Genomic DNA, 26,157 nt, shown 5'->3' with positions numbered 1-26,157 from the left:
GCTTCATTGCTGGTCTGTCACAACGCGGCGGTTTTTTTGAAAGGTGCACTGTGATTAATGCAGGTGATCGGGGGCTTCGGCCTTCCTTCGCTTTCCCCGGCGGCTCGGACCGCTTTAACGCAGACTTCTAGGGTTTTTCATGACGCGCTACATATTCGTCACGGGCGGTGTTGTTTCTTCATTGGGGAAAGGCATTGCCTCCGCTTCATTGGCGGCCATCCTGGAGGCGCGGGGACTTAAGGTCACCATGCTCAAGCTGGACCCGTACATCAACGTTGACCCGGGCACCATGAGCCCGTTCCAGCACGGTGAAGTGTTCGTCACCCACGACGGCGCCGAGACCGACCTGGACCTGGGCCACTACGAGCGGTTCATCCGCACGACCATGACCCAGAACAACAACTTCACCACCGGCCGTGTCTACGAGCACGTGCTGCGCAAAGAGCGCCGTGGTGACTACCTGGGTGCAACCATCCAGGTGATCCCGCACATCACCGACGAAATCAAGCGCCGCATCATCAAGGGTGCAGGCGATGCCGACGTGGCGATGGTCGAGATCGGTGGCACCGTGGGTGACATCGAGTCCCAACCGTTCCTCGAAGCCATCCGCCAGTTGCGTTTCGAAGTCGGCGCCAAGCGCGCGATGCTGATGCACCTGACACTGGTGCCGTACATCGCCACTGCCGGCGAAACCAAAACCAAGCCTACCCAGCATTCGGTCAAGGAACTGCGTTCCATCGGCCTGCAGCCGGATGTGCTGGTATGCCGCTCCGATCATCCGATCGACATTTCCTCGCGCCGCAAGATCGCGCAGTTCACCAACGTTGAAGAACGTGCGGTGATTGCCCTGGAAGACGCCGACACCATCTACAAGATCCCGGGCATCCTGCATTCCCAGGGGCTGGATGATTTTGTGGTCGAGCGTTTCGGCCTGCAGTGCGGCGGCGCCGACCTGTCCGAGTGGGAAGCGGTTGTCGACGCCAAGCTCAACCCTGAGCATGAAGTCACCATCGCCATGGTCGGCAAGTACATGGAACTGCTGGACGCGTACAAGTCGCTGATCGAAGCCATGAGCCACGCCGGTATCAGCAACCGTACCAAGGTCAACCTGCGCTACATCGACTCCGAAGACATCGAGAACCAGGGCACCGCGCTGCTCGAAGGTGTTGACGCTATCCTCGTTCCCGGCGGTTTCGGCCTGCGTGGCGTGGAAGGCAAGATCACCGCAGTGCAGTACGCCCGTGAAAACAAGGTGCCGTACCTGGGTATCTGCCTGGGCATGCAAGTGGCTGTTATCGAGTTCGCCCGTAACGTGCTGGGCTGGAAAGACGCCAACTCCACCGAGTTCGATCACACCAGCGGCCATCCGGTCGTGGGCCTGATCACCGAGTGGGAAGACGCCACCGGCGCCGTTGAAACCCGTACCGAAACCTCCGACCTGGGCGGCACCATGCGCCTGGGTGCACAGGATTGCCTGCTGGAAGCCGGCTCGCTGGTACACGACTGCTACGGCAAGGACGTGATCGTTGAGCGTCACCGCCACCGTTACGAAGTGAACAACAACCTGCTGCCGCAGATCAAAGAAGCTGGCCTGAAAATCTCCGGCCGCTCCGGTGATGGCAAGCTGGTTGAAGTGGTCGAGGCACCGGATCATCCGTGGTTCGTGGCTTGCCAGTTCCACCCGGAGTTCACCTCGACACCGCGTGACGGTCACCCGTTGTTCAGTGGTTTCGTCAAAGCAGCACTGACGCAACATCAGAAGAAGGCGTAAACCTGATGGCCCAGAAGATCATTCGCGTAGGCGACATCGAGATTGCCAACGACAAGCCCATGGTGCTGTTCGGCGGCATGAACGTGCTGGAAAGCCGCGACATGGCGATGCAGGTGTGTGAGGAGTACGTGCGGGTCACCCAGAAACTGGGTATCCCTTACGTCTTCAAGGCCAGCTTCGACAAGGCCAACCGTTCGTCCGTGACCTCCTATCGCGGCCCGGGCCTTGAAGAAGGCATGCGGATCTTCCAGGACATCAAGCAAGCCTTCGGCGTGCCGATCATCACCGACGTCCACGAGCCTGAGCAGGCTGCCGTGGTCGCCGAGGTGTGCGACATCATCCAGTTGCCGGCTTTCCTGTCGCGCCAGACCGACCTCGTGGTCGCCATGGCCAAGACCGGCGCGGTGATCAACATCAAGAAAGCCCAATTCCTCGCTCCTCAGGAGATGAAACACATCCTGAGCAAATGCGTGGAAGCGGGTAACGACCAGTTGATCCTTTGCGAGCGGGGTTCGAGCTTCGGCTATAACAACCTCGTGGTGGACATGCTCGGTTTCGGCATCATGAAACAGTTCGAATACCCAGTGTTCTTCGACGTGACCCACGCGCTGCAAATGCCCGGTGGTCGCTCGGACTCCGCTGGCGGGCGCCGTGCCCAGGTGACGGACCTGGCCAAGGCGGGCATGAGCCAGTCCCTGGCGGGCCTGTTCCTTGAAGCTCACCCGGACCCGGACAACGCCAAATGTGATGGCCCATGCGCGCTGCGCCTGGACAAGCTGGAGCCATTCCTGGCCCAACTCAAGCAGTTGGACGAGCTGGTCAAGAGTTTTCCGACGGTAGAGACCGCGTAACTGGCATTTCTCCGGTAGAATTTCCCACGCTTTACGCTCAGGCCCCCGGGCCTGAGCCTTGTCGTCTGCAAGCCTGCCCCGTTGTTCCACCCTTGCGGTCGGTCAAAAGATTTCCTTCAGCTGCGTCGTTTTCGTCAACTTTGGAGTGTTTACAACAATGGCAAAAATCGTCGACATCAAAGGTCGTGAAGTTCTCGACTCCCGTGGCAACCCCACCGTCGAAGCCGACGTGCTTCTCGATAACGGCATCATCGGCAGCGCCTGCGCGCCGTCCGGTGCTTCCACCGGTTCGCGCGAAGCGCTGGAACTGCGTGATGGCGACAAGAGCCGTTACCTGGGCAAGGGTGTACTCAAGGCTGTAGCCAACATCAACGGTCCGATTCGTGACCTGTTGCTGGGCAAGGACCCGCTGGACCAGAAAGCCCTGGACCACGCGATGATCAAGCTCGACGGCACTGAAAACAAAGGCAGCCTCGGCGCCAACGCCATCCTCGCGGTATCCCTGGCCGCCGCCAAGGCAGCAGCCCAGGACCAGGACCTGCCGTTGTACGCACACATTGCCAACCTGAATGGCACTCCGGGCGTCTACTCGATGCCGGTGCCGATGATGAACATCATCAACGGTGGCGAGCACGCGGATAACAACGTCGACATCCAGGAATTCATGGTGCAGCCAGTGGGCGCCAAGTCCTTCTCCGAAGGCCTGCGCATGGGCACCGAGATTTTCCATCACCTCAAGGCTGTACTGAAGGCCCGTGGCCTGAGCACTGCCGTGGGTGACGAAGGTGGTTTCGCGCCGAACCTGGCCTCCAACGAAGATGCACTGAAAGTCATCTCCGAAGCAGTGGCCAACGCTGGCTACACGCTGGGCACCGACGTGACCCTGGCCCTGGACTGCGCCGCCAGCGAATTCTATGAAGACGGTAAGTACAACCTGTCCGGCGAAGGCCAGGTGTTCGACTCCGAAGGCTTCGCTGAATACCTCAAAGGCTTGACCCAGCGCTACCCGATCATCTCGATCGAAGACGGCCTGGACGAGTCCGACTGGGATGGCTGGAAAATCCTCACCGACAAGATCGGCGAAAAAATCCAGCTGGTGGGTGACGACCTGTTCGTGACCAACACCAAGATCCTGAAAGAAGGCATCGACAAGAAGATCGCCAACTCGATCCTGATCAAGTTCAACCAGATCGGCACCCTGACCGAAACCCTGGAAGCCATCCAGATGGCCAAGGCCGCGGGCTACACCGCCGTGATCTCCCATCGCTCCGGCGAAACCGAAGATTCCACCATTGCCGACCTGGCCGTGGGTACTGCGGCGGGCCAGATCAAGACCGGTTCCCTGTGCCGTTCCGATCGCGTCTCCAAGTACAACCAATTGCTGCGCATCGAAGAGCAATTGGCAGGTAAGGCCAAGTACAACGGTCGCGGCGAGTTTCGCGGCTAAGCAGTAAATGGTAAAAAGTCGGCGGATTGCGTTGGAAATCTCACGAAAATGTGAATTTCGGCGCTAATCTGCTGACTGGCAAGCGCAAGCCTGGGTTTTCCAGGCTTTGTGCTATCAGTTGCTGCAAAAGGTTTGCATGACTGTCTTTATTCAATGGATACCCGGATTTCGATGCGCAGTCCCAATTGGTTGTTCCTCGTCTTGCTCTTGTTGCTGGCTGGCCTGCAGTACCGCCTATGGGTCGGTAATGGCAGCTTTGCGCAGGTGGAAGAGTTGACCCAGCAAATTGCCGACCAGCGTGCCGAAAACGAACGCCTGCTGGAGCGCAACCGTGTCCTCGACGCTGAAGTGCTTGAGCTGAAAAAAGGCACGGAGACCGTTGAAGAGCGGGCTCGTCATGAGTTGGGCATGGTCAAGGAGGGCGAGACCCTCTACCAGTTGGCCCAATGAGCCACGATTTACCGGCCTTCTGGGCCGTGATTCCTGCCGCGGGCGTCGGTGCCCGTATGGCTGCGGACCGTCCCAAGCAGTACCTGCAATTGGGCGGGCGCACTATTCTCGAACACAGCCTCGGCTGTTTTCTCGACCATCCATGCCTCAAGGGCCTGGTGGTCAGTCTTGCAATTGACGATCCTTATTGGCCCACCTTGGCATGCGCCAATGACCCGCGTATCCAGCGTACCGACGGGGGCTCGGAACGTTCCGGCTCGGTACTCAATGCGCTGCTGCAACTCAACGCCCTGGGCGCAAGTGATGACGACTGGGTGTTGGTGCATGACGCTGCGCGGCCTAACCTGAGCCGTGATGACCTCGACAAATTGTTGGCGGAACTGGCTGACGATCCGGTAGGCGGCCTGCTGGCGGTACCGGCACGCGACACCCTCAAGCGTGTCGACAAGCATGGCCGTGTGGTGGACACCATTGATCGCCGCCTGATCTGGCAGGCTTACACGCCGCAGATGTTCCGCCTGGGCGCCTTGCATCGCGCCTTGGCCGACAGCCTGGTGGCCGATGCGGTGATCACCGATGAAGCGTCGGCCATGGAATGGTCTGGGCAGGCACCGCGCCTGATCGAAGGGCGTTCGGACAATATCAAGGTGACTCGGCCGGAAGACCTGGAGTGGTTGAAGTTGCGCTGGGCTAACCGGCGGTAACCCGTCAGACCGAATCTGCTTCATCGCAGGCAAGCCAGCTCCCACATTTGATCGCTGCCACATCAAACAACACGTCCAACTGTGGGAGCCGGGCTTGCCCGCGATGAGGCCGGTGCAGACCACCTCAATTCAATGCTTGTACTCCGGCCTCTGCGCCAATCCCACCTTCAAGAAATCCACCAGCTTCCTCACCTTCGGCGACAAATGCCGCTGCTGCGGATACAGCGCCCACACGGCGGTATTCGGCGGTTGATGAGCCTGCAGCAGCGACACCAACGCCCCGCTGTGCAGATGCTCCAGCACGTAGTAATCCGGCAACTGGCACAAGCCCATGCCTTGCAACGCGGCATCCAACACCGCTTGCCCACTGTTGCAGCGCCAATTGCCTTGCACACGCTGGGAAAATTCCCGCCCATCCTGGGCCATTTGCCAGATATCCGAGCTGCCAATCAGACAGTTATGCCGGCTCAACTCCGACAAGCTGTGTGGCCGACCGTACCGTTCGAGGTAGGAGGGGGAGGCGCACAGGTACATGCGCCGAGGCGCAAGACGGCTGGCGACCATGCGCGAGTCTTGCAGGCGTCCCAGGCGGATGGCCAGGTCGAGGCCTTCATGGACCAGGTCCAGCGAGCGGTTGGTCAACTCGATGTCCACGCGCAGTTGCGGATAGTGCGCCATGAACCGCGTCACCAGCGGCACGATAAAACGTTCGCCATAGGCCACGGCGCAGGTCATGCGCAACATGCCCTTGGGTTCGCTGGTCAGGTCGCCCACCGCCCGCAACGCTTCCTCGCGACCGTCCTGCAGGCGTTGGCAGTGCTGCAGGAAGGTCTGACCGGCTTCGGTCAAGGTCACCTTGCGCGTACTGCGGTACAGCAATCGGGTTTGCAGGCGTTCTTCAAGACGCGCCACTTGCCGGCTGACATGGGATGAAGACACCCCTAACCGTTCGGCCGCCGCCGTGAACTGGCTGCATTCGGCCACCGCGACAAACTCGTCAATGCCTTCCCAGCGGTTCTCCAGCATGCTGATTGTCCCTGTACGGCAATAATGTTTTGCTTTGGTCCGGATTATTCATCAATGGGCGATGTTTTACACTCACGGCCTCAGTTTTTAACCCGATGGAGAAACCCGGATGATCAAGTCCCGTGCCGCCGTAGCCTTCGAAGCCAAGAAGCCCCTTGAGATTGTTGAAGTGGATGTCGCCATGCCCAAGGCTGGCGAGGTGCTGCTGCGGGTAGTTGCGTCCGGCGTGTGCCATACCGACGCCTACACCTTGTCGGGCGCCGACCCGGAAGGCATTTTTCCGTCGATCCTCGGCCATGAAGGCGGCGCAGTGGTGGAAGCCATCGGCGAGGGCGTAACTTCGGTGGCTGTGGGCGATCACGTGATCCCCCTGTACACCCCGGAATGCGGCAAGTGCAAGTTCTGTCTGAGTGGCAAGACCAACCTGTGCCAGGCCATTCGCGCCACGCAGGGCAAGGGCTTGATGCCGGATGGCACCACGCGTTTCTCCTACAAGGGCCAGCCGATTTTCCACTACATGGGCACCTCGACGTTCTCCGAGTACACCGTGCTGCCGGAAATCTCCGTGGCCAAGATTCCTAAAGAAGCGCCGCTGGAAAAAGTCTGCCTGCTCGGTTGCGGTGTCACCACCGGCATCGGTGCGGTGATCAACACCGCCAAGGTCAAGCCGGGCGACACCGTGGCCGTCTTCGGCCTGGGCGGTATTGGCCTGTCGGCGATTATCGGTGCAGTCAAGGCCAAGGCCGGTCGCATCATTGCTATTGATATCAACCCGGCCAAGTTCGAAATCGCCAAGCAACTGGGTGCCACCGATTGCATCAACCCGAAAGACTACGACCGCCCAATCCAGGACGTGATTGTCGACCTGACTGACGGCGGCGTGGACTTCTCTTTCGAGTGCATCGGCAATGTGCAACTGATGCGTGCGGCCCTTGAGTGCTGCCACAAAGGCTGGGGCGAGTCGGTGATCATCGGCGTGGCCGGTGCTGGCCAGGAAATTGCCACTCGCCCATTCCAGCTGGTCACCGGTCGCGTCTGGCGTGGTTCGGCGTTTGGTGGCGTGCGCGGTCGTACCGAATTGCCAAGCTACGTGGAAATGGCTCAGTCCGGTGAAATCCCGCTGGATACCTTCATCACCCACACCATGGGCCTGGAAGATATCAACAAAGCGTTTGACCTGATGCATGAAGGCAAGAGCATTCGTACCGTCATTCACTTCTGAGGTCGGCCATGAGTCTGGAAAACCTGTCATGCCAGAAGAGCTTCGGCGGCTGGCATAAACGCTACAAGCATCATTCCGATGTGCTCGGTTGCGACATGACCTTTGCCGTCTACCTGCCACCGCAAGCGGAGCAGGGCGGCAAGCTGCCGGTGTTGTATTGGCTGTCCGGTTTGACCTGTACTGACGAAAACTTCATGCAGAAGGCCGGCGCCCAGCGCATGGCCGCCGAGTTGGGCTTGATTATCGTCGCGCCGGACACCAGCCCCCGTGGCCCCGGCGTGCCGGGCGACCCGGACAATGCCTGGGACTTCGGCCTCGGCGCCGGCTTCTACCTCAATGCCACCCAGGAACCCTGGGCCAAGCACTATCGGATGCATGACTACGTGGTACAGGAGTTACCGGCCTTGGTGGAAGCGCATTTCCCTGCGTCGGATAAGCGCGGCATCAGCGGCCACTCCATGGGCGGTCACGGTGCGCTGGTCTGTGCGCTGCGCAACCCTGGACGTTACCTGTCGGTGTCGGCATTTTCGCCGATCAACAATCCGATGGACTGTCCTTGGGGTCAGAAAGCCTTTTCCCGTTATTTGGGTGAAGAGCGCTCTAAGTGGCGTGAATGGGATGCGTGCGTGCTGATCAGCGAAGCCTCGGAAAAGCTGCCGCTGTTGGTGGACCAGGGCGATCGCGACGATTTCCTCGCCGTTCAGCTAAAGCCTGAAGCCCTGCTGCAGGCGGCCAAGGCAGCCAACCATCCGCTGGAACTGCGCCTGCAGCCTGGCTACGACCACAGCTACTTTTTCATCGCCAGCTTCATCGAAGACCATTTGCGTCATCATGGGCGTGCTTTGCTCGGTTAATCTGAGGCAAAAGTAGGTAGAATCACGCCCTGAATTAAATCGGGGCGTTTTTTTATGCGTATTGGCCACGGCTACGATGTGCACCGTTTCGCTGAAGGCGATTTCATCACCCTGGGCGGCGTGCGCATTGCACACCACCATGGGTTGCTGGCTCATTCCGACGGCGACGTGGTCCTGCACGCCTTGAGCGATGCCTTGCTCGGCGCGGCTGCATTAGGCGATATCGGCAAGCACTTTCCGGACACCGACCCCACCTTCAAGGGGGCGGACAGTCGTGTGTTGCTGCGCCATGTGGTCGGCCTGATCCATGCCAAGGGCTGGAAGGTCGGCAACGTCGATAACACCATCGTCGCCCAGGCGCCGAAAATGGCCCCCCATATTGAAGCGATGCGCGCAGTGATCGCCGCAGACCTGCAAATTGAATTGGATCAAGTCAACGTGAAAGCCACTACCACCGAAAAGCTCGGGTTTACCGGTCGTGAAGAGGGCATTGCGGTGCACTCCGTCGCCTTGTTGCTGCGCGCATGAACGACCTGCAACTGCTGGGCCCGCGGGCCTATGGCGAGGCCCTGGGCAGCGCGGTACTGAAGGCCACGGCCGAAGACTTCCAGGTTGATGAGGTGCTGGACATCCCGCTGACCGGCGATGGCGAGCACCTGTGGCTGTGGGTGGAAAAGCGCGGCTTGAACACTGAGGAAGCCGCACGGCGTATCGCCAAAGCCGCTGGGGTGCCATTGCGCACCGTCAGCTATGCCGGGCTCAAGGATCGTCAGGCCCTGACCCGCCAGTGGTTCAGCGTGCAATTGCCCGGCAAGGCCGACCCGGACATGAGCGGCGCAGAAAACGACACCCTCAAGATCCTGAAAACCGCCCGTCACAAGCGCAAGTTGCAGCGTGGGGCCCATTCGGCCAATGGTTTCACCTTGCGCCTGACCCAATTGGCCGGCGACACCGCTGCCATCGACGCACGTCTGCAGTTGATTGCCCGGCACGGCATCCCCAATTATTTCGGCACCCAGCGTTTTGGCCACAACGGCGGCAATGTGGTGGATGCTCGCGAGTGGGCTGCCCGCAAGGCCCTGCCCGAGCAGCGCAACGTGCGCTCGCGCTTGCTGTCCACGGCTCGCAGTTACCTGTTCAACCAAGTGTTGGCGGCTCGCGTCGCCGACGGTTCATGGCAGCGTGCCCAAGTTGGCGATCTGCTGGCGTTTACCGACAGTCGCAGTTTTTTTCCGGCCGGGGAAGCTGAATGCAGTGACCCGCGCCTGGCGATCCTGGACCTGCATCCCACCGGCCCGCAGTGGGGCGAAGGCGACTCGCCGGCGAAAGGTCTTACGTACGAGCTGGAACAATCTGTCGCCGCTGGCGAAGCAGACCTACGTGATTGGCTGGTGAAGGCGGGAATGAGCCAGGAACGTCGCATTCTGCGACTGCCCATTGGCGGGTTGACGTGGCATTATCCCGGGCCTGACATTCTGCAATTGGAATTCGTCCTGCCGGCCGGATGCTTCGCCACTGTCTTGGTGCGCGAGCTTGTTGATCTGGTGCCGGTGGGGCAGACGGACAGCCCATGCGTATTCTGATATCAAACGATGACGGTGCCACCGCACCCGGTCTTGCCGCGCTCCATGCTGCGCTGCAGGATTACGCCGAGTGCGTGGTGGTTGCCCCCGACCAGGACAAGAGCGGCGCCAGCAGTTCGCTGACGCTCGACCGTCCGCTGCATCCGCGGGTCCTGGCCAATGGCTTTATCAGCGTTAACGGCACCCCCACCGACTGCGTGCACCTGGCGATCAACAGTCTGCTGGAGCACCAGCCAGACCTGGTGGTCTCGGGGATCAACCTGGGCGCCAACCTGGGTGATGACGTGCTGTATTCCGGCACCGTGGCGGCCGCCCTTGAAGGGCGCTTCCTGGGCCGCACCGGCTTTGCCTTTTCCTTTGCTTCGCGGCAACTGGATAACCTGGCGACGGCGGCCTACTACGCGCGCAAGTTGGTGGAGGCCCATGCTTCCCTGGACCTGCCGCCGCGTACGGTGCTCAACGTCAATATTCCCAACTTGCCCCTCGACCATATTCGCGGTATCCAACTCACGCGCCTGGGTCATCGCGCCCGTGCGGCGGCGCCCTTGAAGGTGGTCGACCCTCGCGGCAAGGAAGGGTATTGGATCGCCGCCGCCGGCGACGCCGAAGATGGCGGCGAAGGCACCGACTTTCATGCGGTGATGCAAGGCTATGTCTCCGTTACCCCTCTGCTGTTTGATCGCACCTTCAGTGATGCCTTCAGTGGCCTTGATGGCTGGCTGGAGGGACTGCGTTGATGGCTCGTGAACAAGACGATTTGTTGCGCCGTGGCATCGGGATGACCTCCCAGCGCACCCGGGAGCGGTTGATCCAGCGTCTGTATGAAGAAGGCTTGTCCAACGCGCAGGTGCTGGAAGTGATCCGGCGCACGCCGCGGCACCTGTTTGTCGATGAGGCGCTGGCGCATCGCGCCTATGAAGACACAGCGTTGCCAATCGGCCACAACCAGACCATCTCTCAGCCCTATATGGTTGCGCGTATGAGCGAGCTATTGCTGGCGGCGGGGCCGTTGGACAAGGTGCTGGAGATTGGTACCGGCTCCGGCTACCAGACGGCCGTGCTGTCGCAATTGGTAGAGCGGGTGTTTTCGGTCGAGCGCATCAAGGTGCTACAGGACCGGGCCAAAGAGCGTCTGGTGGAACTGAACCTGCGCAACGTGGTATTCCGCTGGGGCGATGGTTGGGAGGGCTGGCCGGCGCTGGCGCCCTACAACGGTATCATCGTCACCGCCGTGGCCACCGATGTGCCGCAAGCCTTGCTGGATCAATTGGCGCCTGGCGGGCGGCTGGTCATCCCGGTGGGCTCCGGCGAAGTGCAACAGTTGATGCTTATTATCCGTGAGGACGAAGGTTTTTCCCGGCATGTACTCGGTGCCGTGCGGTTCGTACCCTTGCTCAACGGCCCGCTGGCCTGATCATTTATTCGCAGGCAGTGAATTCTGTAAGCGCGGATGTGTCTTACGGCGGGGCCCATTGAATCAACATGTCTGGCAGCCACGATTAAACATGATGAATTTTTCCTTTCAGTCAGGTGCCAGTAAAAAGCCAATGCCCAGTTATACTTGCGTCATATTTCAAGCCTGATACAGGCGTTAACGTTCAGCCACCACAAAGGGAGCGGCGGGTGAGTCTCACAGGTCCTGCGCAGCGAATGAGTAAAACAAGCTTTCAGCGACTGGTGCTTGGCCTTGTCTTGAGTTCCTTATTGGCAGCCTGCTCGAGCACGCCATCCGGCGGTGCGCGGGTCGTTGACCGTACCAACGCAACCCCCCAGAGACCTACGGTCACCACCGGCCAATACGTGGTGCGCAAAGGCGACACACTGTTCTCGATTGCCTTCCGTTATGGCTGGGACTACAAGGCGTTGGCCGCCCGTAACAACATTCCTGTGCCGTATACGATCCATCCCGGGCAGACCATTCGTTTCGATGGTCGCTCAGGTTCTGCACCTACGGCAGTTGTGACAAAGTCGGGTTCTTCGCCATCGTCCTCGAGCAAGACCACCATCATCACTCGGCCTGCAGGCAGCGCCACGCCTACGGTTGCGAGCAAGCCGGCACCCGCGCCGTTGCCACCTGCCGGGCCTGCGCCGACCGGATGGGGATGGCCTTCAAACGGAGTGTTGATTGGAAAATTCTCTTCAAACGGTAGTTTGAATAAAGGCATTGATATCGCCGGGGATTTGGGACAGCCTGTTTTAGCTGCGTCTGATGGGACAGTGGTGTACGCCGGGAGTGGTTTGCGGGGCTACGGCGAGCTGGTCATCATCAAACACAGCGATACCTACGTCAGTGCCTACGGTCATAACCGCAGGTTGTTGGTTCGGGAGGGGCAGCAGGTCAAGGTCGGACAGACGATTGCCGAAATGGGGTCAACGGGCACAGACCGGGTGAAACTGCACTTTGAGATTCGCCGCCAAGGGAAGCCTGTAGATCCGCTGCAATTCCTGCCCCGTCGTTGATGTGTTGCACAGCCTGTTCCCTCACGTAGAAGGAACAGGCTCCAGCGTTGCCAAGGATAGAGGCGTCGCTTGAGCTTGAGGTCGAACTCACCAAAGGACTATAACAATGGCTCTCAGTAAAGAAGTGCCGGAGTTTGACATCGACGATGAGGTTCTCCTTATGGAGACCGGCATCGATTTGGAAACGATGTCAGATAATGAAGGGGTATCACCACCTTCAGTTCGCACCAAATCCAAAAATGCTGCTGCGTTGAAGCAGCACAAGTACGTTGATTACACCCGGGCGCTCGATGCGACCCAGCTGTACCTCAATGAAATCGGCTTTTCCCCTCTGTTGACCCCCGAAGAAGAAGTCCATTTTGCGCGTCTGTCGCAGAAGGGCGATCCGGCTGGGCGTAAGCGCATGATTGAAAGCAACCTGCGCCTGGTGGTGAAGATCGCCCGACGCTACGTCAATCGTGGGCTTTCCCTGTTGGACCTGATCGAGGAGGGCAACCTGGGCTTGATCCGGGCTGTGGAGAAGTTCGACCCTGAGCGGGGCTTCCGTTTCTCCACCTATGCCACCTGGTGGATTCGCCAGACCATCGAACGGGCGATCATGAATCAGACCCGCACGATCCGGTTGCCGATCCATGTGGTCAAGGAGCTCAACGTCTACCTGCGGGCGGCGCGTGAGCTGACGCAAAAACTCGATCATGAACCTTCGCCTGAAGAGATTGCCAACCTCCTGGAAAAACCGGTAGGGGAGGTCAAGCGCATGCTGGGCCTTAACGAGCGTGTCTCTTCGGTCGATGTCTCGCTGGGGCCGGATTCGGATAAGACCCTGCTGGACACCCTGACCGATGATCGTCCGACAGACCCTTGCGAGCTGCTGCAAGACGATGATCTTTCCCAAAGTATTGACCAGTGGCTCTCAGAGCTCACGGACAAGCAGCGTGAAGTGGTGATTCGCCGCTTCGGCCTGCGCGGCCATGAGAGCAGCACCCTGGAGGATGTAGGCTTGGAGATTGGCCTGACCCGTGAGCGGGTGCGGCAGATCCAGGTAGAGGGCCTCAAGCGCTTGCGCGAGATCCTGGAGAAGAATGGCTTGTCGAGTGAGTCGTTGTTCCAGTAAACGACACAAGACAAAAATGTGGGAGCCGGCTTGTGTGGGAGCTGGCTTGCCTGCGATAGCGTCAACTCGGTATAGCTAGTGCACCGAGTCGATAGCATCGCAGGCAAGCCAGCTCCCACATACAGCTGCGCTCCCACATTTTTTTGTGTCCGTCATTACGCTGTGCTGATCGTTCCACGCTTTGCGTGGGCATCCAGGGGTGACGCAGAGCGTCACAAAAGGCATTACCACGCGGAGCGTGGGAACGAGCAGCCACGGTGTAGCGCACCAAAATCCAGGCATAAAAAAACCCCGCTTTTAAGGGCGGGGTTTTTTCGACTAAGTCAGTACAAGTTAGATAACTTGAACTTCTTCAGCTTGCATGCCTTTCTGACCGCGGGTAGCGATGAAAGAAACCTGTTGGCCTTCTTTCAGGCTTTTGAAGCCGTCGGATTGGATAGCTTTGAAGTGAACGAACAGGTCGTCACCGGATTGTGGAGTGATGAAGCCGAAGCCTTTTTCATCGTTGAACCACTTAACGGTACCAGTTTGGCGATTAGACATGGTGTATCTCCTTGGACAAAGTTAACTGCGACTCAGGAAAAGCCCTGGCCGAGACTGAGTGCAAAGAGCAGGAAAAATTCTTGGAGATGGTTGGATCGAAATTCAACATATCGTGTAGAGATTCTCAGTGACACAAGCAGCACAGTGGCGCCACCTTAACCCTTTTTCCGGAACGTGCCAATGGTATTTCCGAAGGTTTCTCTATTTTCGTGACTGGCGGTGGTATTTACAGACATCCCTCACGGCAATCCCGCCCCCGGCCGTGTTGGCTGAGGCTTATAGCGCGCAGGGCTTTGATCAAGAAAACCCTTGTGGCCTTTGAACCCCAAGGCTGGCCCCGGTAAGATGGCCCACAGATTTTTTTCGCCTCGCTATTCAGGACACCGCCATGAGCATCAAATCGGACAAGTGGATTCGCCGCATGGCGCAGGAACACGGCATGATCGAGCCGTTCGTCGAACGCCAGATTCGTGGCGAAGGCGACGAGCGCGTGATTTCGTACGGCGTTTCCAGCTATGGCTACGACGTGCGTTGCGCCGATGAATTCAAGGTGTTCACCAACATCAATTCGGCGATCGTCGATCCGAAAAACTTCGACGAAAAGAGCTTCGTCGACGTCAAGAGCGACGTGTGCATCATCCCGCCCAACTCCTTCGCCCTGGCGCGCACCGTGGAGTTCTTCCGTATCCCTCGCGACGTGCTGACCATCTGCCTGGGTAAAAGCACCTATGCCCGCTGCGGCATTATCGTCAATGTCACGCCGCTTGAGCCTGAGTGGGAAGGCCACGTCACCCTGGAATTCTCCAACACCACCACCTTGCCGGCGAAAATCTACGCCAACGAAGGCGTGGCACAGATGCTGTTCCTGCAGTCCGATGAGGCCTGTGAAGTGTCCTACAAAGACCGTGCGGGCAAGTATCAGGGCCAGCGCGGCGTCACTCTCCCACGCGCTTGATCGAAAGCGCCTACGGGCAAAGGGAATTTGTCTGCAGAAAGTGACTCTATCTAGGTGTACTGCTTCGGCGCGTGTGAAACGCGCCGGGCCATACTTGAGGAGTACCTTATGAAGATCGACCCGCGAATCAGCGCAGAACTCGCCCGGCTTGAACCCAACCAGATTGGTGTTCTGGCCTGGTCCTTGATGGCCAACCCCGCGCACGCGGGGGGCATCCCAGGTCAACCCGAACCTGATTACCCACAGCCTACCGAACCGGGTGAGCCGACCTTACCGGACGAGCCGCCACCCGCGCCCGTGGCCTGATCCCTGAGCAGGCCTTATCGATCATTGAATCGGCCAGACGTGGTGATCGCCGATCACATAGATTCGGCGGTCTGGGGCCTGCTCCACGGCATAGCCCCCTGTAAACGCGCCAAAGGCTGGCAGCAGGCTTACCCGCCCGCCGACCTGGAAGCACGGCAGGCGTAGCCGTTGGCGCCCTTTACCGCGCAGGTGGTACACAGGATGCACATGCCCCGCCAGTACATGATGGCTGGCATGGGCGTCGGGCTCATGTTGCAAGGCGAAAGGGCCCATCAGCAGAGGCTCCGCGACCACGTCGATGCCCAAGTCCAGTGGTGGGTCGCCGGCACGTTTGTCGTGATTGCCGCGAATCAAGATCAAGGCCAGTGTGCGATTGCGCTCACGCCAGGCCCGGATTGCGTTCAGGGTGCCGCTGGCGTGAGAGCCGGGGCCGTGCAGGAAATCCCCGAGAAAGATCAACTGTTCGCAGGGTAGGGCCGATAACAGCCTGTCCAGGCCTTCCAGGTTGGCCGTAGTCGTGCCCTGTGGCACCGGCTGCCCCAGGCTGCGATAGGCCGACGCCTTGCCAAAATGCGCGTCGGCGATCAGCAAACATTTACGCGCGGGCCAGTACACAGCTTTCTCCGGCAATAGCCATAGCTCTTCACCTTCCAGCGTCAGTGGGTAATGCATCAGCCTTGCCCTTTGTCGGCGACTTTTTCCAGGTCCTTGACCATCCGCGCGATGCGCTCCGAGAGTTTTTCCGAGCTCATGCTTTCGCGCATCCGTTCTACCAGCAGCGGAAAGGCCAGGGGCGTGGGCCGCTGGATCCTGTGCAGGTCCAGCTTCAGCGTCGACAGATGATTCAGCGTCTGTTCCAGCCGGCGAATATCCAGCTCGTCCCGCAGAACTTCTTCTCCTGCCTGGGCCAGCAGCAGATTTTGTGGGTCATATTGCTTGAACACTTCAAAGAACAAACCACTGGAAGCCTGCACCTGTCGCGTGCTTTTTGGCGCGCCGGGGTACCCGGCAAATACCAGCCCGGCGATTCGCGCAATCTCGCGAAAGCGGCGCAGGGCCAGTTCGCCGGCATTGAGGCTGGCAATTACGTCAGCCAGCAGGCCTTGGGGGCTCAGCAACCTTGTATTCAACAACTGGGGCCACTGCACCTCGGTGGCGCTCAACAGCTCCAGGCCATAATCATTCACCGCAATCGAAAAGGTCAGCGGCTGCTGCTGGCTGACCCGCCATGCCAGCAAACTGGCTAGGCCCAGGTGTACCTGGCGGCCAGCGAATGGGTACAGAAACAGGTGCCAGCCCTCTCGCGACCGCAGGGTTTCAGCCAGCAAATGCTCGCGGGTCGGCAGCCCGGACCAGCGCAATTGGGTATGCAGCAACGGTTGCACCGCCTTCATCTCTGGGCCGTCGAAGTGCCCATGCGCGGCGGCATCAAAACGCTCGACCACCGCCTGCGCCAGTTCGTTGGAAAGGGGCATGCGCCCGCCATTCCAGCGTGGCACGGCGGCTTTTTTCGCGTTGCTGCGGCGTACGTAAGCGGTCATGTTTTCCACGCGCACCAATTCCAGCAACCGCCCGGCGAACAAAAATCCATCCCCCGGCTTGAGCCTTGCAATAAACCCTTCCTCGACACTGCCCAGGTTCTTGCCGCCGCCGCCTTTGCTCCAGAACTTGAGCTGGATGCTGGCGTCACTGACGATGGTGCCCACGCTCATGCGGTGGCGCCGTGCCAGGCGGGCATCCGGAACGCGCCAGATGCCGTGCTCATCGGGCTCCACCCGGCGGTAATCCGGATAAGCGGTGAGTGACAGGCCACCATGGCGCACAAACCCCAGGGCCCAGGCCCAGTCCGCTTCGGTGAGGTCGCGATAGGCCCAGGCGCCGCGCACTTCGTCCAACAGTGCCGCCGGGGTAAACCCGCCGCCCAAGGCCATGCTGACCAGGTGTTGTACCAGCACATCCAGCGGCTTGTACGGTGATTCCCGCGCTTCGATGCGTCGTTGGGCGATCGCATCCTGGGCGGCTGCGGCTTCCACCAGCTCCAGGCTGTGGGTGGGCACCAGCGTTACCCGTGAGGGCCGCCCTGGCGCGTGGCCGGAGCGCCCGGCGCGTTGCATCAGCCGCGCTACGCCCTTGGCGGAGCCGATTTGCAGCACCCGTTCCACCGGCAGGAAGTCAACGCCCAGGTCGAGGCTGGAAGTGCACACCACTGCCTTGAGCTGTCCATCTTTCAACGCTCGCTCCACCCAGTCCCGGGTCTCTCGCGATAACGAACCGTGGTGCAGGGCAATCAAGCCGGCCCAGTCCGGACGAGCGCCCAGAATCGCCTGGTACCAGATCTCGGATTGCGCGCGGGTGTTGGTAAATACCAGGCAACTGCTGCTGGCCTCTACCTCGGCGACCACTTGCGGCAACATCTTCAAGCCGATATGCCCGGCCCAGGGAAAGCGCTCGGTGACGGGCGGCAGCAAGGTGTCGACCTTCAGCGCCTTGGCCGTTTGCCCCTGTACATTGATGCCGCCGCCCTGTGGGACCAGTACCTCCAAAGCGTGGGCCTGATTACCCAGCGTCGCGGAAATACCCCACACCATCAACTCAGGATGCCAGCGCCGCAAGCGTGCCAGTGCCAGTTGCAACTGCACGCCGCGCTTATTGCCGATCAGTTCGTGCCATTCATCCACGATGACCATGCGCAGGTGCGCCAGGCTGGTTTCACTGTCGGCACGGGCCAGCATCAGGGTCAGGCTTTCCGGAGTGGTGACCAGAGCGGTGGGTTGGCGACGGGTCTGGTGCGCGCGTTCACTGCCGCTGGTGTCACCGGTGCGCAGACCTACACTCCAGGGAATCTGCAGGGCCTCCAGCGGGGCTTGCAGGGCACGTGCGGAGTCGGCGGCCAGGGCGCGCATCGGCGTGATCCACAGGACGGTCAGCGGCTCGGCAGGCGGTTTGCGTTTGCCTGTGACGGGCGGGCGGGTAATGGCGAAACGATTGAGGGCGGCAAACCACAGGGCATAGGTTTTACCCGCCCCGGTGCTGGCATGCAGTAACCCTGATTGGCCGGCCTTGACCGCGGCCCATACCTCTTTCTGAAAGGCGAATGGCTTCCAGCCTTGGGTGGCAAACCATTGCTTGGCGAAATCGTGGGTTTTTGCCATTCGGCAGCGGACGCTCTGGAGGGGTTAGTTCAAAGACCCCTGAGGCAGCGCCGACGTTCAACTGCCTAATGCCATTCAGTCAAGCAGAAGCGCTGCCCTGTGGCGAGGGAGCATGCTCCCGCTGGACTGCGTAACAGTCCCAGTCTTTTTGAGCAAAGAGCGGGGGCCGCTTCGCGCCCCAGCGGGAGCAAGCTCCCTCGCCACAGCAAGCTCGCTCCTACTTCAAATTGCCACTCAGAAACTGTTGCAGGCGTTCGCTTTTCGGATTGCCCAGCACATCCTCCGGCAAGCCCTGCTCCTCCACCAGACCCTGATGCAGGAACAGCACCTGGCTTGAAACCTTGCGCGCAAAGCTCATCTCGTGGGTCACCATAATCATGGTGCGGCCTTCCTCGGCCAGGCCCTGGATCACCTTCAAAACTTCGCCCACCAACTCCGGGTCCAGCGCAGACGTGGGTTCATCGAACAGCATCACCTCCGGCTCCATGGCCAGGGCGCGGGCGATGGCGACACGCTGCTGCTGGCCGCCGGAGAGGAACGCCGGGTATTGATCAGCCACGCGCGCCGGCAGCCCGACTTTGTCCAGGTAGCGGCGGGCACGGTCTTCGGCGTCCTTTTTACTGCAACCCAGCACGCGGCGCGGGGCCATGGTGATGTTTTCCAGCACGCTCATGTGGCTCCACAAATTGAAGTGCTGGAACACCATCGCCAGCCGCGTGCGCAAGCGTTGCAACTCGGCGTCGTCGGCTACGCGCATGCCATGGCGGTCGCTGACCATGCGAATCGCCTGGCCGTCCAGGGTCATGGCGCCATCGTTGGGGGTTTCCAAAAAGTTGATACAGCGCAGGAAGGTACTCTTGCCTGAGCCACTGGCGCCGATCAGGCTGATCACATCCCCGGTCTTGGCCTTGAGCGACACACCTTTGAGCACTTGATTGTCGCCATAGCTTTTGTGCAGGCCTTCAACGGTCAGTTTGTACATGTGGCATGCATCCTCAAGGCGAAAGTAGATAACCGCTGCGGTAGGCCTGTGTGCCGGCAACATGGCAGATCACCATGCCGGCCGTGGCCATGCGGCGTAGCGAACGGGCGTAAAGCAGCCCGGCGTGCTGGCAGTGCACAGGCGTCACGCGGTCGGTAATGGGGTCGATGATTTCAGCGACCAATTGCCCCGCCTCCAGGTATTCCCCCGGCAGGGCGCTGAACACGAGCAAGCCACCCACCGTAGTCGTCACTGGCTCCACCGCCGCCAACGGCGTAGCCGGGTAGGCCAGGGCAGGCAAGGGGGCTGCATCGCCGCGAATGGCGCCGAAGTGGATCAAATAATCAATGATGGCCTGGCAGTCCAGCGCGGCGAGGCCGTGGTTGACATCGCCCTGGCCACGCAGCTCGACGGTCACCGACAAGCTGCCCATGGGGATCGGGTAGCGTTCGCCGAAGCGTTGCTGCAACTGCCACCACAGCAGGGTGAAACACTCGTCAAAAGACTGCCCACCGGAATCGGTGGCCAACAGGTTGGCCTCCGAGCCCAGGTAGCGCGCCAACGGTTCTACCTGTGGCCAGGCTTCGGGCGTGGTGTACAGGTGCGCCACGGCTTCGAAGTCGCAATGCAGGTCCAGCACCACGTCGGCATCACAGGCCAGGCGTTGCAGCACCAGGCGTTGGGAGTGCAACTGGGTCTGGGCGGTGTGCGCGGCCAGGGCGTGGAACAGTGCGCTGCGGATCAATTGGGCATTGCGCTGCGGATCATCGCCCAGCAGGTCTTCGACCTGGTTACCGACGTCTTCGCTGAGGTCGACAAACAGGCGATTGAAGTTCTGCCCGCTTTCCAGTTCGTAGCGGCCCAAGGGGATATCCATCAATACCTGTTCCAGGCCCACCGGGTTGGCGACGGGCACCAGCACGATTTCGCTGCGCAAGCGCCCGGTCGCTTCAAGTTCTGCCAGGCGCGCCTTTAAATGCCAGGCCACCAGCATGCCTGGCAATTCATCGGCATGCAGGGAGGACTGGATGTACACCTTGCCTTCGGGCTGCTGCGGGCCGAAGTGAAAACTGTGGATCTGCCGCGCCGTGCCGGGCACCGGCGCGATCAGATCATGTAGCTGGTGGCGCATGCAAACTCCTTAGTGGCTCGGCCCGAGAAAGGCCAGCCAACGGCGTTCCGCCAGGCGAAACAGGCCGACCAGGGCAAAGGTCACCGTCAGATAGATCAGTGCGGCAATGCCGAATGACTGGAAGGTCATGAAGGTGGCGGAGTTGGCATCCCGCGCCACTTTGAGGATATCCGGGATCGTCGCGGTAAAGGCCACGGTGGTCGAATGCAGCATCAGGATCACTTCGTTGCTGTAGTAGGGCAACGAGCGTCGCAACGCGGAAGGCATGATCACGTAGGCGTACAGCTTCCAGCCGCTTAGGCCATAAGCCTTGGCCGCCTCGACTTCGCCGTGGGCCATGCTGCGGATTGCCCCGGCGAAAATCTCCGTGGTGTAGGCGCAAGTGTTGAGGGCGAAGGCGAGCAGGGTGCAGTTCATCGCGTCGCGAAAGAACGCATCCAGCACCGGTTGTGCTCGTACGGCGGCAAGGCTGTAGATGCCGGTGTAGCAGATCAGCAATTGGATATAGAGCGGCGTACCACGAAACAGGTAGGTGTAGAACTGCACGGGCCAACGCACCAGGCGCTTGCGCGAAACGCGGGCGATAGACAGTGGAATCGATACCAGAAAACCAATGACCAGTGAGGCGCTGAGCAGCCACAAGGTCATGGCCAGACCGGTGATGTGCTGGCCGTCGCTGTAAAGAAAGGGGCGCCAGTATTCTTGCAATAGCTCAATCATCGCACTGCCTCCCGGGCGCCTGCGGAGTAGCGACGTTCAAGTCGGCGCAAGACAAAGTTGGAGGCGCTGGTGATCAACAGGTAGATCAGCGCCGCCAGCACCAGGAAATAAAACAGTTGATAGGTGCTCTTGCCAGCGTCCTGGGCGGCTTTTACCAAGTCTGCGAGGCCGATGATCGACACCAGTGCGGTGGCCTTGAGCATCACCATCCAGTTATTGCCGATGCCCGGCAGCGCAAAGCGCATCATCTGCGGGAAGGTCACGTAGCGAAACCGCTGCCCGCGCTTGAGCCCGTAAGCGGTGGCGGCTTCGAGTTGGCCGCGGGGCACGGCGAGGATCGCACCGCGAAAGGTTTCGGTGAAATACGCACCGTAGATAAAGCCCAGGGTGATCACCCCGGCGCTGAACGGGTCGATCTCGATGTATTCCCATTCCATAAAGTCGGTAAAGCCACTGAGCCAGGTTTGCAGGCTGTAGAAAATCAACAGCATCAGTACCAGGTCCGGCACACCGCGAATCAGAGTGGTATAGAGCTGGGCGGGGATACGCACAATGGCCAGGCTGGACAGTTTGGCGCTGGCGCCGAGCAGGCCCAGCAATACGCTGACGGCCAGGGACAGCACCGACAACTTGATGGTCATCCAGGTGCCTTGCAGCAACAGCGGGCCGAAACCCTTCAGGCTGAATGCGCTCAGCCCGAGGGTTTGCAACAGATCTTCGAACATAAATCAGGACCTATGGCGATAAAAAAGCGCCCCACCCGAAGTAGGGCGCCCCAGGCATTATTTGCCGCTGTACAGGTTCAGATCGCCAAAGTGTTTCTTCTGGATAGTGGCGTAGGTGCCATCATCGTGTAACGCTTTGATACCTTTATCCAAAAGCGCCTTGAGTTCAGTGTTACCTTTTTTGATACCGATAGCGGTTTTCGACGGCAGCAGTGGGTCGTCGATAGCTGCGCTCACTTCATAGCCAGCACCGGCTGGCGACTTGAGAAAGCCCAGTTCGGCTTGGAGCATGTCCTGCACGGAAGCGTCAAGGCGCCCGGAGGTCAGATCGGCGTACACCTGGTCCTGGTTAGCGTAAGCCTTGGTGGTCACCCCGGCTTTATCCAGTACGGCCTTGGCGTAGGCTTCCTGGATGGTGCCTTGCTCGTAACCCACGGATTTGCCTTTGAGAGATTCTGGCGTCGAATAGCCAGCGCCTTTCTTGAACACCAGCGAAGTCGGGCCGGAGAACAGCTCAGAGGAGAAGTCGATCGCCTTCTCGCGCACTGGGGTCACGGTCATCGACGAGATCACGCCATCGAATTTATTGGCTTTCAGGCCCGGGATCATTCCGTCGAAGTCACTTTCGACCCACTTGCACTTGACCTTCAGCTCCGCGCAGATCGCATTGCCCAGGTCGATATCGAAGCCCACCAGGCTGCCGTCGGCGGCCTTGGATTCGAACGGTGCGTAGGAAGGGTCGACACCAAAACGCAATTCCTTGTATTCCTTGGCTGTAGCAACACCAGCAGCCATGCACAGAGCCAGTGCAGAAAGGGTCAGCAATGCTTTTTTCATTATGTAATCCCTGGAAACCAAGATAAGCGCTTGTGGCGCGATTAGGACTGTTACTGAACGGTGTCAGACCCATCACAAGTAGCAATTTCTGCACCATAGTTCCGGATGGGCTTTTTAAACGGTGGGATAAGGCAGTTCCAAGTGTAGGCGGCGCTCAAAAATGGGCATGAAATTTCCAGTGCACCATTCTGGAGCTGTCACTTATCAAGAAGGTGGGAGCTGGCTTGCCTGCGATAGCGGTGGGTCAGTCGTTCTATGGGTAACTGACTCACCGCTATCGCAGGTAAGCCAGCTCCTACAAGGGGCCGGATCAGGCCAACAGGTCTTGTAGCGTGGCCAGGTTGTCCGCTTCATCCACCGCCTTGTCCTGGCGCCAGCGCAGCATCCGCGGAAACCGCACCGCAATCCCGCTCTTGTGCCGCTTGGACAGGGCAATCCCTTCAAAACCCAACTCAAACACCATGCTGGGCGTCACGCTGCTGACCGGGCCGAACTTCTCCACCGTGGTTTTGCGCACAATGGCGTCGACCTTGCGCATTTCCTCGTCGGTCAGCCCGGAATACGCCTTGGCGAACGGCACCAGGGTGCGCTCGCTGCCTGGCGGGCCGTCCCATACCGCGAAGGTGTAGTCGCTGTAGAGGCTGGCGCGCCGGCCATGGCCGCGCTGGGCGTAGATCAACACGGCGTCGACGCTGAAGGGGTCGACCTTCCACTTCCACCACAGGCCCATGTCTTTGGTGCGGCCCACGCCGTAGAGGCCGTTGCGATCCTTGAGCATCATGCCTTCCACGCCCAGGCTGCGAGAGGCTTCGCGCTGCTCGGCCAAGGCTGCCCAAGTCTTGCCTTCCAGCAAGGGCGAAGGCAATAACACCGGTTGGTTGCACGTAGCGATCACCTGTTCCAATTGGGTGCGACGTTCGGCCTGGATGTGGTTGCGCCAGTCGTCGCCCTGATACTCCAGCAAGTCGTAGGCGAGCACGGCCACTGGCGCATCCTCAAGGACTTTTTTACTCAGGGTCTTGCGGCCAATGCGCTGTTGCAGCAGCGCGAAAGGTTGCACCGAGTCTTTCCACACCACGATTTCGCCATCGATCACCGTACCGTCGGGCAGGCCACTGACCAGGCTATGGAGTTCGGGGAAGCGTTCAGTCAGCAACTCTTCACCGCGAGACCAGACCCACAGGCGTCCCTCGCGCTTGACCAGTTGTGCGCGAATGCCATCAAACTTCCATTCCACCTGCCAATCGGCGGGTGAACCGAGCAGCGTGTCGAATTGCTCCACCGGTTGCGCCAGCCCGTGAGCCAGAAAAAACGGATAGGGTTGCCCGCCACGTTGCGCGTGTTCGTCGGACGATTCGGCGGCGATCAGCTTGAGGTAGCCTTCGGCTGTGGGACGGTTCGACAAATCGGTGTAGCCCACTAGCCGCTGCGCCACGCGTTTGCTGTCGAGATCGGCCATGGCGGCGAGGGCGCGGGTCACCAGCAGTTTGGATACCCCGACCCGGAAGCTGCCGGTGATCAATTTGATGCACACCATCAGGCTCGGTTGGTCCAGTTGCGCCCACAGCGCCGGCAGCCGGTCTGCAAGGTCCAAGGGTGGCAGACCGCGCAGTGGCAGCAGTTTTTCTTCCAGCCACACGGCCAGGCCGTCTTCGGATGTGTAGGTGGATTCTGGCAGGAGCAGTGAGATGGTCTCGGCCAGGTCACCCACGGACTGGTAGCTCTCTTCGAACAGCCAGGGTTCTATACCGGCTGCTTCGGTGGCCATGTCCCGTAGCAGTCGCGTCGGCACCAGTTGCCGAGGCCTCCCGCCGCTGAGAAAGTACACAGCCCAGGCCGCATCGGCCGGCGGCGCCTGCAGAAAGTAGGCCTGCAGGGCGGCGAGCTTGGCATTGCTGGAAGTGGTGGCGTCGAGGTTGGCGTACAGCTCAGCGAAGGCTTTCATGCCGTGGCCTCTTCTTCGTCATCGCCGTATTCGGTGCTGAAGCCTTGGGCATCCAAGCCCTTTTCCCGCAGGTGGCGTACCAACACACCGACCGAACCATGGGTGACCATCACCCGTTGTGCCCCGGTTTGTTCGATGGCCCATAACAGGCCCGGCCAGTCGGCGTGGTCCGAGAGCACGAAGCCACGGTCCACGCCGCGCCGCCGTCTGGTACCGCGCAGGCGCATCCAGCCGCTGGCGAAGGCGTCGCTGTAGTCGCCAAAGCGGCGCATCCAGGTACTGCCTCCAGCGGAGGGCGGGGCGATGATCAGGGCTTGGCGCAGCAGTGGGTCGGTCTTTTTGAAGTCGCCGGCATACAGCGTCTCGGGGATGTAGATGCCCGCTTCGCGGTACACCCGGTTCAACGGTTCGACCGCGCCGTGGCTGAGGATCGGGCCGATGCTGGCGTCCAGCCCATGGAGGATGCGTTGGGCCTTGCCGAAGGAGTAGCAGAACAACACGCTGGCTTTGCCGCTGGCGATATTGGCCTGCCACCAGTCATTGATCCTGGCAAAAATCTGCGCCTGGGGCTGCCAGCGGTAAATCGGCAGGCCGAAGGTGGATTCGGTGATAAAGGTGTGGCAACGCACCGGTTCGAAGGGCGCGCAGGTACCATCGGGTTCGACCTTGTAGTCGCCGGACGCCACCCAGACCTCGCCCTGGTATTCCAGGCGTACCTGGGCCGAGCCCAGTACATGCCCGGCGGGATGGAAACTCAAAGTCACGCCGTGATGCACCAACCGTTCACCGTAGGCCAGGGTTTGCAGGTTAATGTCCTGGCCCAGGCGCCAGCGCAGGATACCTTCGCCGGGGGCGGCGGCCAGGTAGTGTTGATTCCCGGTGCGGGCGTGGTCGCCGTGGGCGTGGGTGATGACCGCACGTTCCACTGGGCGCCAGGGGTCGATATAAAAATCACCGGCAGGGCAGTAGAGGCCTTCGGGGCGGGCGATGACAAGATCCATGGGGTTGCCGGGGCGGTGGGCTTGTTACTTATGAGGTGGGGCTGGGTGCAGAAGTTCTATCTGAATGCAGGTGGTGCAAAGGTGGGCTTGCCTTCAATGCCGGCCTGAAAGCCGACACCTATCTACCTGACACCCGACCATCCAACTGTGGGAGCTGGCTTGCCTGCGATGGCGGCCTGACAGCCGAAGCTGTTATCTGTGTACATATCCATTTCTGCGGTAACGGCCACTTAGGGTTCCGCTTTTACAGCGGGTCACTTTTGGAAAAGAGCCCCAAAAGTAACCAAAAAGGCTCTTGCCCCACCACTCGGCACCTCGCTTGGGCTCGGTGTGCCCGTAATCCGCCAGTGATTTGGGGGGCCGCCGCCACGCGCCAT

The 26,157-nt window shown here is 60.2% G+C and carries 26 protein-coding genes; 15 read left to right on the top strand and 11 right to left on the bottom strand.

Going from position 1 to position 26,157, the window contains the following annotated elements; genetic code table 11:
• Positions 1-139: 139 nt before the first annotated feature.
• The 5 genes from OC445_RS18380 to ispD all read left to right on the top strand — a co-directional run bounded on the left by OC445_RS18380 (position 140) and on the right by ispD (position 5,223).
• Positions 140-1,771, top strand: coding sequence for a CTP synthase (locus OC445_RS18380; RefSeq protein WP_034126838.1), 1,632 nt, complete (start codon positions 140-142; stop codon positions 1,769-1,771).
• A 5-nt stretch (positions 1,772-1,776) separates the two neighbouring features.
• Positions 1,777-2,622 carry a 3-deoxy-8-phosphooctulonate synthase gene (gene kdsA / locus OC445_RS18375; protein ID WP_003189190.1) on the top strand — a complete coding sequence of 282 codons (846 nt, stop codon included), beginning with the start codon at positions 1,777-1,779 and terminating at the stop codon, positions 2,620-2,622.
• 157 nt (positions 2,623-2,779) lie between these two features.
• Positions 2,780-4,069, top strand: coding sequence for a phosphopyruvate hydratase (gene eno, locus OC445_RS18370; RefSeq protein ID WP_198791118.1), 1,290 nt, complete (start codon positions 2,780-2,782; stop codon positions 4,067-4,069).
• Positions 4,070-4,240: 171 nt separating this feature from the next.
• Complete coding sequence (gene ftsB, locus OC445_RS18365) at positions 4,241-4,519, top strand: cell division protein FtsB (protein ID WP_003189195.1); 279 nt, start codon at positions 4,241-4,243, stop codon at positions 4,517-4,519.
• Entirely contained in the window at positions 4,516-5,223 is a 708-nt protein-coding gene (gene ispD / locus OC445_RS18360) for a 2-C-methyl-D-erythritol 4-phosphate cytidylyltransferase (protein WP_198791117.1), read from the top strand. Before ftsB ends, ispD begins: the two co-directional genes overlap by 4 nt.
• A gap of 129 nt (positions 5,224-5,352) precedes the next feature.
• On the opposite strand, the gene OC445_RS18355 is transcribed toward ispD, so the two are convergent.
• Positions 5,353-6,249, bottom strand: coding sequence for a LysR substrate-binding domain-containing protein (locus OC445_RS18355; protein ID WP_034126841.1), 897 nt, complete (start codon positions 6,247-6,249; stop codon positions 5,353-5,355).
• 109 nt (positions 6,250-6,358) lie between these two features.
• Between OC445_RS18355 and OC445_RS18350 the strand changes: the two genes are divergently transcribed.
• The 8 genes from OC445_RS18350 to rpoS all read left to right on the top strand — a co-directional run bounded on the left by OC445_RS18350 (position 6,359) and on the right by rpoS (position 13,482).
• Positions 6,359-7,471 (top strand): S-(hydroxymethyl)glutathione dehydrogenase/class III alcohol dehydrogenase, encoded by a 1,113-nt coding sequence (locus OC445_RS18350; protein ID WP_014717243.1) that lies wholly within the window; start codon positions 6,359-6,361, stop codon positions 7,469-7,471.
• A gap of 8 nt (positions 7,472-7,479) precedes the next feature.
• Entirely contained in the window at positions 7,480-8,325 is an 846-nt protein-coding gene (gene fghA / locus OC445_RS18345) for an S-formylglutathione hydrolase (protein ID WP_058410376.1), read from the top strand.
• Between the two features lie 54 nt (positions 8,326-8,379).
• A complete protein-coding gene (ispF, locus tag OC445_RS18340) occupies positions 8,380-8,853 on the top strand; it encodes a 2-C-methyl-D-erythritol 2,4-cyclodiphosphate synthase (RefSeq protein WP_034126843.1) in 474 nt (157 codons plus the stop codon).
• Positions 8,850-9,908, top strand: coding sequence for a tRNA pseudouridine(13) synthase TruD (truD, locus tag OC445_RS18335; RefSeq protein WP_034126844.1), 1,059 nt, complete (start codon positions 8,850-8,852; stop codon positions 9,906-9,908). The genes ispF and truD overlap by 4 nt, the downstream gene beginning before the upstream one ends.
• Positions 9,896-10,645 carry a 5'/3'-nucleotidase SurE gene (surE, locus tag OC445_RS18330; protein ID WP_003189210.1) on the top strand — a complete coding sequence of 250 codons (750 nt, stop codon included), beginning with the start codon at positions 9,896-9,898 and terminating at the stop codon, positions 10,643-10,645. The genes truD and surE overlap by 13 nt, the downstream gene beginning before the upstream one ends.
• 41 nt (positions 10,646-10,686) lie before the next feature.
• Positions 10,687-11,322, top strand: a complete 636-nt coding sequence (locus OC445_RS18325) for a protein-L-isoaspartate(D-aspartate) O-methyltransferase (RefSeq protein WP_169850588.1) — start codon at positions 10,687-10,689, stop codon at positions 11,320-11,322.
• A gap of 209 nt (positions 11,323-11,531) precedes the next feature.
• Positions 11,532-12,368, top strand: coding sequence for a peptidoglycan DD-metalloendopeptidase family protein (locus OC445_RS18320; protein ID WP_003189213.1), 837 nt, complete (start codon positions 11,532-11,534; stop codon positions 12,366-12,368).
• Positions 12,369-12,474: 106 nt separating this feature from the next.
• On the top strand, positions 12,475-13,482 hold the full coding sequence (gene rpoS, locus OC445_RS18315; protein WP_034126846.1) for an RNA polymerase sigma factor RpoS: 1,008 nt from the start codon (positions 12,475-12,477) through the stop codon (positions 13,480-13,482).
• 333 nt (positions 13,483-13,815) lie between these two features.
• On the opposite strand, the gene OC445_RS18310 is transcribed toward rpoS, so the two are convergent.
• Complete coding sequence (locus OC445_RS18310) at positions 13,816-14,025, bottom strand: cold-shock protein (protein ID WP_002554837.1); 210 nt, start codon at positions 14,023-14,025, stop codon at positions 13,816-13,818.
• Between the two features lie 388 nt (positions 14,026-14,413).
• Between OC445_RS18310 and dcd the strand changes: the two genes are divergently transcribed.
• Both dcd and OC445_RS18300 read left to right on the top strand, forming a co-directional pair.
• Entirely contained in the window at positions 14,414-14,980 is a 567-nt protein-coding gene (dcd, locus tag OC445_RS18305) for a dCTP deaminase (RefSeq protein ID WP_003189215.1), read from the top strand.
• A 108-nt stretch (positions 14,981-15,088) separates the two neighbouring features.
• Positions 15,089-15,286, top strand: a complete 198-nt coding sequence (locus OC445_RS18300) for a hypothetical protein (RefSeq protein WP_005785769.1) — start codon at positions 15,089-15,091, stop codon at positions 15,284-15,286.
• A 21-nt stretch (positions 15,287-15,307) separates the two neighbouring features.
• Here OC445_RS18300 and pdeM read toward each other — a convergent pair whose 3' ends face one another.
• The 9 genes from pdeM to OC445_RS18255 form a co-directional block, all read right to left on the bottom strand.
• Complete coding sequence (gene pdeM, locus OC445_RS18295) at positions 15,308-15,958, bottom strand: ligase-associated DNA damage response endonuclease PdeM (protein WP_197882200.1); 651 nt, start codon at positions 15,956-15,958, stop codon at positions 15,308-15,310.
• Positions 15,958-18,438 carry a ligase-associated DNA damage response DEXH box helicase gene (locus OC445_RS18290; protein ID WP_198791115.1) on the bottom strand — a complete coding sequence of 827 codons (2,481 nt, stop codon included), beginning with the start codon at positions 18,436-18,438 and terminating at the stop codon, positions 15,958-15,960. The genes pdeM and OC445_RS18290 overlap by 1 nt, the downstream gene beginning before the upstream one ends.
• 217 nt (positions 18,439-18,655) lie before the next feature.
• Positions 18,656-19,420, bottom strand: coding sequence for an ABC transporter ATP-binding protein (locus OC445_RS18285; protein ID WP_034126849.1), 765 nt, complete (start codon positions 19,418-19,420; stop codon positions 18,656-18,658).
• Between the two features lie 13 nt (positions 19,421-19,433).
• Positions 19,434-20,552: a succinylglutamate desuccinylase/aspartoacylase family protein gene (locus OC445_RS18280; RefSeq protein WP_054897987.1), complete on the bottom strand. Its 1,119-nt coding sequence runs from the start codon at positions 20,550-20,552 to the stop codon at positions 19,434-19,436.
• A gap of 9 nt (positions 20,553-20,561) precedes the next feature.
• A complete protein-coding gene (locus OC445_RS18275) occupies positions 20,562-21,272 on the bottom strand; it encodes an ABC transporter permease (protein ID WP_003189226.1) in 711 nt (236 codons plus the stop codon).
• Positions 21,269-21,997, bottom strand: a complete 729-nt coding sequence (locus OC445_RS18270; RefSeq protein WP_003189227.1) for an ABC transporter permease — start codon at positions 21,995-21,997, stop codon at positions 21,269-21,271. The genes OC445_RS18275 and OC445_RS18270 overlap by 4 nt, the downstream gene beginning before the upstream one ends.
• 57 nt (positions 21,998-22,054) lie before the next feature.
• Entirely contained in the window at positions 22,055-22,834 is a 780-nt protein-coding gene (locus OC445_RS18265) for a transporter substrate-binding domain-containing protein (RefSeq protein ID WP_014717255.1), read from the bottom strand.
• 310 nt (positions 22,835-23,144) lie between these two features.
• The gene (locus tag OC445_RS18260; RefSeq protein ID WP_198791114.1) at positions 23,145-24,779 is read right to left on the bottom strand and encodes an ATP-dependent DNA ligase; all 1,635 of its coding nucleotides are present in this window, start codon (positions 24,777-24,779) and stop codon (positions 23,145-23,147) included.
• Positions 24,776-25,780, bottom strand: coding sequence for a ligase-associated DNA damage response exonuclease (locus OC445_RS18255; RefSeq protein ID WP_198791113.1), 1,005 nt, complete (start codon positions 25,778-25,780; stop codon positions 24,776-24,778). Before OC445_RS18255 ends, OC445_RS18260 begins: the two co-directional genes overlap by 4 nt.
• Between the last annotated feature and the right edge of the window lie 377 nt (positions 25,781-26,157).

Source organism: Pseudomonas sp. Pse35 (genome assembly GCF_024519715.1).
Classification (GTDB): domain Bacteria; phylum Pseudomonadota; class Gammaproteobacteria; order Pseudomonadales; family Pseudomonadaceae; genus Aquipseudomonas; species Aquipseudomonas paracarnis.
Note: the sequence above shows the minus strand (reverse complement) of the source record. Positions and strands in the feature narration are given on the sequence as shown.